Below are 8,484 nucleotides of genomic sequence, written 5' to 3' on the forward strand. Positions count from 1 at the left end.
ATCGTCTCTCCGTCGACCGAGGACCGCCGTGTCCCTCCGTCACGGCGTGACCCGATTGAGATCCCGGGGAAACAGGGTGGCCGATCGAACATTGGACAGGTCCAGCAGTTGCATCAACAGTCTTTCCAGGCCGATGGCAAAGCCCCCGTGGGGGGGCATTCCGAAGCGAAAGATTTCCAGGTAGGTCTCGAACGGTTCAGCAGGATATCCCTGACGATCGAGGGCCGCCAGATAATCATCGTAGCAATGCAGGCGCTGGCCACCGGTGATCAGTTCGGTGCCCCGAAACAAGAGGTCAAACGAGTTGGAGTACTCCGGTCGCTGCGGATCGGGGTGGGTATAGAAGGGCCGTTTGACCATCGGGTAGCCAGTTACGAAGAGAAAATCGCTGCCATGCTCCTCCTGGGCCCACTGTCCCAGCCAGCGCTCATCCTGGGGCGACAGATCGGGCTCAGCCCGTACGTCGACACCGTGTCTTTCCAGGATCAGATCCTGGGCATCGGCGAAGTGGATATGGGGAATTGGGTCGGGAACAGCAGGCATCAGCGCCTTGAGAAGATCCAATTCGGCGCCATGATTTTCTGCCAGGGTGGTCAGGATACCGGTGATCACCTCTCGGGCAAAGGCCATCACCTCGAAGTGATCCTCTATGAAGCCGAATTCCACATCCAGACTGACATATTCGTTGATATGCCGGGTGGTGTCGTGGGGTTCCGCCCGGAACACGGGGCCGACCTCGTACACCCGCTCAAAGACGCCCACCATGATCTGCTTGTAGAACTGAGGGCTTTGGGCCAGGAAGGCCGGGCGTCCAAAATAGTCGATCTGGAAGACATTGGTGCCACTCTCGGTGGCAGAGCCCACAATCTTGGGAGTTTGTACTTCGGTGAAGCCACGCGCGGCCAACGTCGCTCGAAAGGCAGCCATCGCCGCCGCGGAAAGGCGGAATATCGCCCGGCGTTTCGGGTGACGATTGACCACGACAGCGTGATTCAAGAGTGTAGGCAAGCTCGCCTTGATCCGGCGCTTGTTGATCGGCACCGGCAGCGGTTCGGTCACGGGAGTGATCACCTCAATGCGCGGCTGGTGCAACTCGATCCCACCCGGCGCCTGGGGAGTCTCGACCACCAGGCCCTCCAGCGCGATAACGCTCTCAGGTCCACAGCCCCTGGACACAAGTGGATCGAGATCGCTATCGTCCTCCGTCACTGCCTGAACGATTCCCCAGCCGTCTCGCAATATGACAAAGTTGACACCGCCAAGCATTCTCAGGTTATGTAGCCAACCCTGCAGGCGAACGCGCTGCCCAATATGGGTTGCAATATCAGTGCTGCGTATGCGTTGCATCGGTCACTCCTTCCAAGGTGCGTGTCGCGACCATGAAAACTCGTTGGTTCCTTTACTTTGCCTGGTTTCGCCAGAGTCAAAAAACCCTCATCCTTTGGAGGACGAGGGTTTGAAAACCATCGTGGTGCCACCACCATTCACCCGTAAAAACGGGCACTCAGCCGGCTCGGTGCACAGACATCGTTGATTGGAACAAAGCCGTTGCGCTGTAACGGGCGCAACCCGGTAACGGCTAGTGTCGGAGTGCGGAGGGTCAGAGTCTCAGAGTCTCGGAGAGTCAGAGTCCCGGATTTCCATCCTTCCGATTTCGCCGCACGGCTCAGGGGTGTCGTCTCGAGGGGTCGGTGGCGACGCTTGCAGCCTGGACGTCGCTCTCTGTCCACCGGTGGGCCTTCTCGATAGGTCCCCATCACAGCCTTTGGGGTTCTCTTCGATTGGAGTGGGATTTTAGCACAGGAAACAGACCCTGTCAACCAACCTTGGAGTTTCTTGGCACTCCTCAATATGGGCGATATGGGCATTGAAAAGAAAACAAACATGACCGCAGATCGATCCAAAAAAAGATCAGCGACCTCTGCGCCGGAGGTCTGCGGAAATCAGCGGTGAAAAGAACAAAACATAAACGCAGACCTGTCCTGAGCGTAGCCGAAGGGTGGATGCAGATCAATCCAAGAAAGATCAGAGAAGATCAGCGAGAATCTGCGCCGGAGGTCTGCGTAAATCAGCGTTCCTCTGGCTTGTTCAGGTCAGGAGAATTACCAGGCAATTTCGGTTGAACGGCACCATGGATTCCCGCCTGCGCGGGAATGACGGAGCGGGTAATCATGGCGGTCTGGACAGAGACCATTGCCCCGGGCTATAATGAGCCGGAGAAACATGAACGACCAACTTCCTGGAAGCTGCGAGCTTCCAGGAAGTTCAGAAACGACACCGCGCAATAAAGGTTGTTATGAACACAATTCATCGCACATTACATTCCACCTGTCTGTTGGTCCTGCTGATTCTGGGATCGAGCGGATGTTCCCGGCAAGAATCGCCGGCAGACACGCGCACAGCATCCCCTCAACCTACCACAGCACGCGCCGCGGCCGCGACGCTTACCTCGACGCCAACGGCCACGGCGACTCCGTTGCCCGCGGCCACCAGCACACCTACAGTCACATCCACAACCCAACCATCGGACACACCGCCCGCACCAACGATCACCCCGACGGCCTTGCCCCCGACCTCGACCCCACCACCGCCAACACCCGAACATGCAGGTCCAATCCTGACGGTACAGGCCGATACCCTGAATATCCGAGGTGGTCCAGGCATCACTTTCCCCGTGGTGGGACAGGCGCCCAGGGGCCAGCTGTTCTCCGCGATTGCCAGGACTGCCGACGGGTCCTGGGTACAGATCGACCTGGATGGCATGGAGGGTTGGCTTTATGGTCCCATGGTAGCTGCCGAAGGGGATTTGACCCTGCTGCCTGAAGCAGATGGCCCACCAGCCAACCAGATTCCGAGCGTTCAACTTACACAGACCACGGTCACCATTCCAAGCTATCCTTACGCTGAATTCACCGAAGACGCCTTCAATGCCCAATTCAACTGGACCTATCTCCGCTTTGACCGCGACGCCTACCAGGCCAGCGATCCACAGCCTGTGGACAAAACCTACCACCTGCTTCTCCTGGAGAATGAGTACCTTCGCCTCAGTATCCTGCCGGAGCTGGGTGGACGCCTTTACGAGGCGGTGTTCAAGCCCACCGGCAACAACGAGTTCTACCGAAATCCGGTCATCAAACCTTCGCCCTGGGGACCGCCGGAACAGGGTGGCTGGCTGGCCGCCGGTGGCATGACCTGGGACCTGCCGGTGGAAGAACATGGCTATGCCTGGGCCATGCCCTGGGGCCATATCACTGTCCAGTACGACCCCTCCACCGCCGGCGTGACGGTCTTCATGCCCAACGAGGGACATCTGCGCGGGGATGTAGACATTACCCTGAGGGCAGGGGGGGCAGCCTTCACCGTCGAACCGAGAATCGTCAATCCTACCGATCAGGATACCCCATACAAGTTCTGGATCACTGCGATGCTGGCACCGGGGCCAGGTGACAGACCCAGTGAGGAGCTGCGATTCATCTACCCAACCGATGCCATGACGGTCCACAGCCGCGGTGATGATCACTTGCCGGAGGGCAATGAGATGATGTCCTGGCCCACCGTCGACGGTCAGGACCTGAGCCGTCTGGGAAACTGGAATCAATGGCTGGGTTTTTTCGAGCGTCCCGCTGCACATGGACCGTTCACGGCTGTCTACGATGAACGTTTTGACGAGGGCATGGTACGTGTTTTTCCAGCAGATGCAGCGCCGGGCAGCAAGGGCTTTGGCCTGGGCTGGGCAACGGCGATCGACCCCGCTTACTACACCGATGGCGACTCGGCCTACGTGGAGATCCATGGTGGCGTTGCCCCGACCTATGAAAATCAGGCCACTTTGCCTGCCGGCGCCACATACACGTGGCAGGAAACGTGGTATCCCGTGGCTGGCATCGGCGGGATTACCTACGCTGACCGCGGCGGTGCCCTCCATGTCGGTGGCAGCCACGGCCGCCTGGAGATAGGCGTTTTCCCTGTGCGGGAGATAGCAGGGAAACTGCTGGTTACCCTCGACGATCAGATCGTTTTTGAGAAATCCACACAGTTGAGCCCTGCGTCACCCTTTCATCAGGACCTGCCGGTTGAGCGTCTGGTCGGGGGAAGACAGGTGTCGGTGACGCTTTTTGACCAGGATGGAGAAGCGGTGCTACACTACGCGGGCACATTGAGCCTGGATGATTGACAGAGTGACCTGTTCTTCCAGTCCCTGATTTCTGGGCGTGTTCTCGAACACCGCCCGATTGTGATCCGACAATGCAAGACGATCAACTTTTTTCCCGGTTCCGCCGTTGGCGGGACTTCACCTGGCGAGGACCCCGCTGGTCCTGGTTGGTGATCGCTGCTGGCATTCTTGTATTGGTATTGGCATGTCTGTTGGCGGCTGGCATTGCCGGTTTGAGCCAGGGCTTCACCGACCGACAGGCGGCTATTCAGGTTCAGGTAGACGATCACCTTGCCAGGGGTAGCCACCTGGTCGACGCGGGCAATGTGAGCCGGGCCATGGCGGAATATCAGATGGTCCTGCAACTCGATCCTGGCAACGCTGCGGCCCAGGAGGCCATTCGCGCGCTCCAGGCGACACCAACGCCCGAACCGACGCTGGTTTTCTCGGTTCAAGCGCCCCGGTTGTTGCCTCCGTCGGCGGCAACGCCGGTACCCACCGAAAGCCGACAACCCCTGGTCAGTGACGTGATCTTTCAGAAAGCCGAAGCTGCTCTTGAAGAGGGCAAGTGGCTCGATGTAGAGAGTTTTCTCGACCAACTCCAAGCCCTGGACCCCTCCTACCGTGCTGACGAGGTGGTGAACCTGCGCTTTGAAGTCGCCTTTCGGGAGGGGTTAGGCCTGGTCAACCAGGAACGATTTGAGGAAGCATTGCGGGCCCTGGACCATGCTTTGTCCATCTATCCGGATGATCTGCGCGCCCAGGAACAACGGGAACTTGTGGCCGATTACGCCAACGCGCTGGGGACATGGAAAGCGGATTGGTCCAAATCGGTGATCTTTCTGCAGAAGATCTACGATCGCCACCCTGACTTCCTCGATGTAGGCGAGCGCTTGCCCGTGGCGCTGGAGGGTTGGGGAGATGAAGAAGTGACGAGTGGTCAGTGGTGCGAGGCGTCTCAACATTTCGGGCTTGCCCTGGCACTGGCATATTCCGCTGAGACCGAGGAAAAACAGGATCAGGCCGCCGACGCCTGTACCCGGGGCCTTGGACCACCCACAGTGGAAGCGGAGCCGGACAGGGCTACCGGTGCGAAACTGCCGGCTGTTTCCGGTCCCGGACGGATCGCCTTTGCGTCCTACTCCTCAGAGTTCAACCGCTGGACCCTGTTCGAGGTACCGATGGATGATCCGGTTCCCGTTGCAGCCCTGATTGGTGGATCCCAGCCCGCATATTCTCCCACCGGTGAGCGTATCGCCGCCCGGTCGCAGCGAGGTGACAGAACAGGACTGGTCACCATGGCGCCGGACGGCACCGATGAGGTGCGGATCTCGACCTTCTCAGAAGATTCCCATCCCAGTTGGGCGCCCGACGAGGTGCAGATCGTTTTCGAATCGAATCGGGAGGGCGACCGGCGTTGGCGCGTCTACAGGACTGGTTCCAGGAGCGGCGGTGAAACCATGTTGGACTTCGGGCGCTGGCCCGCATGGGGACCAGAAGGTAGCCAGATCGCCTTTCAGGGCTGCGACCAGCGAGGCAACCGGTGTGGGCTGTGGCTGATGGGAACCGATGGTAAGGGAACATCGCAGGTCACCGATGTTCCCGGCGATGCCATGCCGGACTGGTCACCGGACGGCGGGCGGCTGGTCTTTGCCTCGGCGGAGCGCGGTGGTAGCTGGGATATCTACATTGTCGAGATCGACACCGGCAGCGTGGCCACGCTGGCCTCCAGCCCGGGAATCGACGCCCATCCGGTCTGGTCACCGGACGGCCGGCAGGTCGCCTTTCTTTCAAACCGGGATGGCGGGTGGGGGCTTTATGTGGCTGGCGTGATCTCGGGACAGGTGAGGATGGTCACGGCCCTGCCCGGCACCTTGCCCGACTGGTTCGATGCCCAGATCAGCTGGGGGCCGGGTTAATGGTCAATTGCCGATGTCAGGCGGCAGTTGGCGATTGCGATCCGTGCGGGGCCGTTGGGCAGGTGCAACACTTCGATGAGCGCGTTATTTGGGAATAGAGCAGATCATCCTATTGCGCTGTCCCCGGGAAGTCCAATGTTTGACCGTACGGGGCGGGTGGGGTACAATGCAAGAGTCTTCGGGGCGTGGCGCAGTTCGGCAGCGCGCACGGTTTGGGTCCGTGAGGTCGGAGGTTCAAATCCTCTCGCCCCGACTTTTTGGAACACGTATTCCACACTGGAATCCGCACGGCTGGCCAGAAAGGCTAACCATGAGGGTTCCAGTGAATGATTCTAACACACCACACGACTCACCGCCAGGTGAACTATATCCCACACGGCTGGAAGCGCAAGAAGGGGGGCCACCTGTGCTTTGGGAGGCAACGGAAGAGGCGAGCAACGTTGGTCCGATGAAGCCAGTCCGCCCGTCCTACGGCACCCGTTCGTACCAGCGCGGCGACGGCTTGCTGGCGCCCCCGATCCAGAGCTGGTAGGTGATCTGCATGTGGCCCAGGTGTAGCGCCGTGTGGTCGATCACATGCAGGATGCCCCAGCGGACGGTCACCGGCTTGCCCCTGCTCTTCCGCATCTGATCCAGGTCCGCTTCGGTCAAACCGGCGAATACCTCGCGGGTCTCGACGCCCACCTCATCCAGGCGGCGCAGCAGGCTATCCGGTCCATCCACCTGGCTCGTGAACTCGGCCGGCCGGTCCCGGGTGGCCGCCTGGCCACCGACCACCTCGGCAATCCAGAAGTGCTCGGCCCCCGCCACATGCGCTGCCAGCACCGCCAGCGAGTTCATGGCGTGATCCTCCGCGCCGGGCAACGGCCGCCAGTTCAACGCTTCCGCGGGCAGGCCGGCGATCAGGTCGCGCACCTGGCCCCGCAGGTCCTCGATCATGTGCAGGTAGTGTTCAAATTCAGGATTCATGACACAATCTACCGGCCGCCGACCACAGACCACAGACCGCAGCCCCGCACGATGCCGTCGGTGCAGGTGCCGGTGAAGACCATGGGCAGGTAAGCGCCGGCCAGTCCCATCAACATGCAGCCGATGACGGCGGTGCTGTATCGAGCGCTCGAAGTTGACATTTCCGCTTTATGAACGACAAGTTCCATGCGATTCGCTTCCAAAGCCACCTAACGTGTTATTCACCCGCTCGGCGTTTTTAACCCGAACCATCCTTTGCTCGGAACCGAATGATGAAAAATCGCGCCGATTCCCCCGAGGCGAAGCCGAGTCGGGTGCAATTTGGGTTAGGTGTTTTTTGTTGCTCAAGAGCCTCTGTTTTCTTGATAATTTACGCACACGCAAACTACTGACCCAGTAAGGTGTTTAGTTTCAGTAAAACTTCATCAACCGTTACTGTTGGTAACGTACAAACGAACTCGGCTTTTCTTGTTTTCCAATCAAGGTTTTTTACTTGGTCAGACAAAATTGCGCCAGTAATTTTCAACCCATTGGGTATTACCACCTCAAACGGGTAACCTTTGACTTTGCTCGTAATAGGGCAAAGAATTGCTAACCCAACTTTGCCGTTATAGGCCACGGGCGATAAAACTAATGCTGGGCGTCTTCCTGCTTGCTCATGCCCAGCTTGCGGATTGAATGTGAGCCAAATGATATCTCCACGTTTCGGTTTATATGCCATAGCTTCACCAAGCCTCATTGCCCACGGCGTCGCCAGTGTTCATTTCTTGGTGAATGTTATCGCTGGTTACACCAGACAATAATTGTTCCAGTGACCAATGGCGTGGGGAAATTGGCTTGATAACAATCCGACCCTCAATGAGCGAAACTTCTACAACTGAATTATTTTCTAATTGGGCATCTAGTGCAAATGCTTTGGGAATTCTCAAAGCTAGGCTGTTGCCCCATTTCTGAACTTTTGTGCGCATAAGATATTGCTCCTTTCGTGTCTACAATAAAGATACACCACTTTGCTCATTTAAGCAAGCACTATAATTGGCCCCGAAAACTGGACCACGTGCTAAGGTGTGAAAACCGAGTACAATCAGCACGTGGAGGTGCCAATCTCATGTCCAAGAAACGTCGACAGCACAGCGCCGAGTTCAAGTTCCAGGTGGCGCTAGAGGCTGCGAAGGGAACAGCGACTGTTAGCGAGTTAGCTACGCCAGCACGTCAGCAGACGATGCGAGAGCTACGCCAGCACGTCAGCAGACGATGCGAGAGCTACGCCAGCAGGCGGTGCGTGAGCTAGGCGGTGCGTGAGCTAGGCGGTGCGTGAGCTAGGCGGTGCGTGAGCTAGTCGATACGATATCCATCCGAACCAGGTGAGCGCCTGGAAGCGACAGCTGATAGCAGGAGGAAGCAATCTATTCATCAACCAGAACGGAGCTCGTCGAGAGCGAG

At 58.5% G+C, this 8,484-nt stretch carries 7 protein-coding genes and 1 tRNA gene; 3 read left to right on the forward strand and 5 right to left on the reverse strand.

Annotated elements, in window-relative coordinates; genetic code table 11:
- Positions 1-39 precede the first annotated feature (39 nt).
- Positions 40-1,347 carry an aspartate--tRNA(Asn) ligase gene (gene aspS, locus U9R25_09085; GenBank protein MEA3336048.1) on the reverse strand — a complete coding sequence of 436 codons (1,308 nt, stop codon included), beginning with the start codon at positions 1,345-1,347 and terminating at the stop codon, positions 40-42.
- A 949-nt stretch (positions 1,348-2,296) separates the two neighbouring features.
- Here aspS and U9R25_09090 point away from each other — a divergent pair.
- The 3 genes from U9R25_09090 (at position 2,297) to U9R25_09100 (ending at position 6,325) form a co-directional block, all read left to right on the forward strand.
- Positions 2,297-4,174 carry a DUF5107 domain-containing protein gene (locus U9R25_09090; GenBank protein ID MEA3336049.1) on the forward strand — a complete coding sequence of 626 codons (1,878 nt, stop codon included), beginning with the start codon at positions 2,297-2,299 and terminating at the stop codon, positions 4,172-4,174.
- 71 nt (positions 4,175-4,245) lie between these two features.
- Entirely contained in the window at positions 4,246-6,072 is a 1,827-nt protein-coding gene (locus U9R25_09095; protein ID MEA3336050.1) for a hypothetical protein, read from the forward strand.
- Between the two features lie 179 nt (positions 6,073-6,251).
- A tRNA-Pro gene (locus U9R25_09100) sits at positions 6,252-6,325 on the forward strand.
- Between the two features lie 215 nt (positions 6,326-6,540).
- On the opposite strand, the gene U9R25_09105 is transcribed toward U9R25_09100, so the two are convergent.
- From U9R25_09105 to U9R25_09120, 4 genes are all read right to left on the reverse strand, one after another.
- The gene (locus tag U9R25_09105; protein ID MEA3336051.1) at positions 6,541-7,074 is read right to left on the reverse strand and encodes a DinB family protein; all 534 of its coding nucleotides are present in this window, start codon (positions 7,072-7,074) and stop codon (positions 6,541-6,543) included.
- Positions 7,050-7,229: a hypothetical protein gene (locus tag U9R25_09110; GenBank protein MEA3336052.1), complete on the reverse strand. Its 180-nt coding sequence runs from the start codon at positions 7,227-7,229 to the stop codon at positions 7,050-7,052. Before U9R25_09110 ends, U9R25_09105 begins: the two co-directional genes overlap by 25 nt.
- A 197-nt stretch (positions 7,230-7,426) precedes the next feature.
- Positions 7,427-7,762 (reverse strand): endoribonuclease MazF, encoded by a 336-nt coding sequence (gene mazF / locus U9R25_09115; GenBank protein MEA3336053.1) that lies wholly within the window; start codon positions 7,760-7,762, stop codon positions 7,427-7,429.
- A 4-nt stretch (positions 7,763-7,766) separates the two neighbouring features.
- Positions 7,767-8,009, reverse strand: coding sequence for an AbrB/MazE/SpoVT family DNA-binding domain-containing protein (locus U9R25_09120; protein ID MEA3336054.1), 243 nt, complete (start codon positions 8,007-8,009; stop codon positions 7,767-7,769).
- Positions 8,010-8,484: the final 475 nt, after the last annotated feature.

This window comes from Chloroflexota bacterium (genome assembly GCA_034717495.1).
GTDB lineage: Bacteria > Chloroflexota > Anaerolineae > JAAEKA01 > JAAEKA01 > JAYELL01.

Coding starts and splice junctions, on each gene's coding strand:
- aspS (MEA3336048.1), bottom strand. CDS start 1,347: ATGCAACGCATACGCAGCACTGATATTGCAACCCATATTGGGCAGCGC.
- U9R25_09090 (MEA3336049.1), top strand. CDS start 2,297: ATGAACACAATTCATCGCACATTACATTCCACCTGTCTGTTGGTCCTG.
- U9R25_09095 (MEA3336050.1), top strand. CDS start 4,246: ATGCAAGACGATCAACTTTTTTCCCGGTTCCGCCGTTGGCGGGACTTC.
- U9R25_09110 (MEA3336052.1), bottom strand. CDS start 7,229: ATGGAACTTGTCGTTCATAAAGCGGAAATGTCAACTTCGAGCGCTCGA.
- mazF (MEA3336053.1), bottom strand. CDS start 7,762: ATGGCATATAAACCGAAACGTGGAGATATCATTTGGCTCACATTCAAT.
- U9R25_09120 (MEA3336054.1), bottom strand. CDS start 8,009: ATGCGCACAAAAGTTCAGAAATGGGGCAACAGCCTAGCTTTGAGAATT.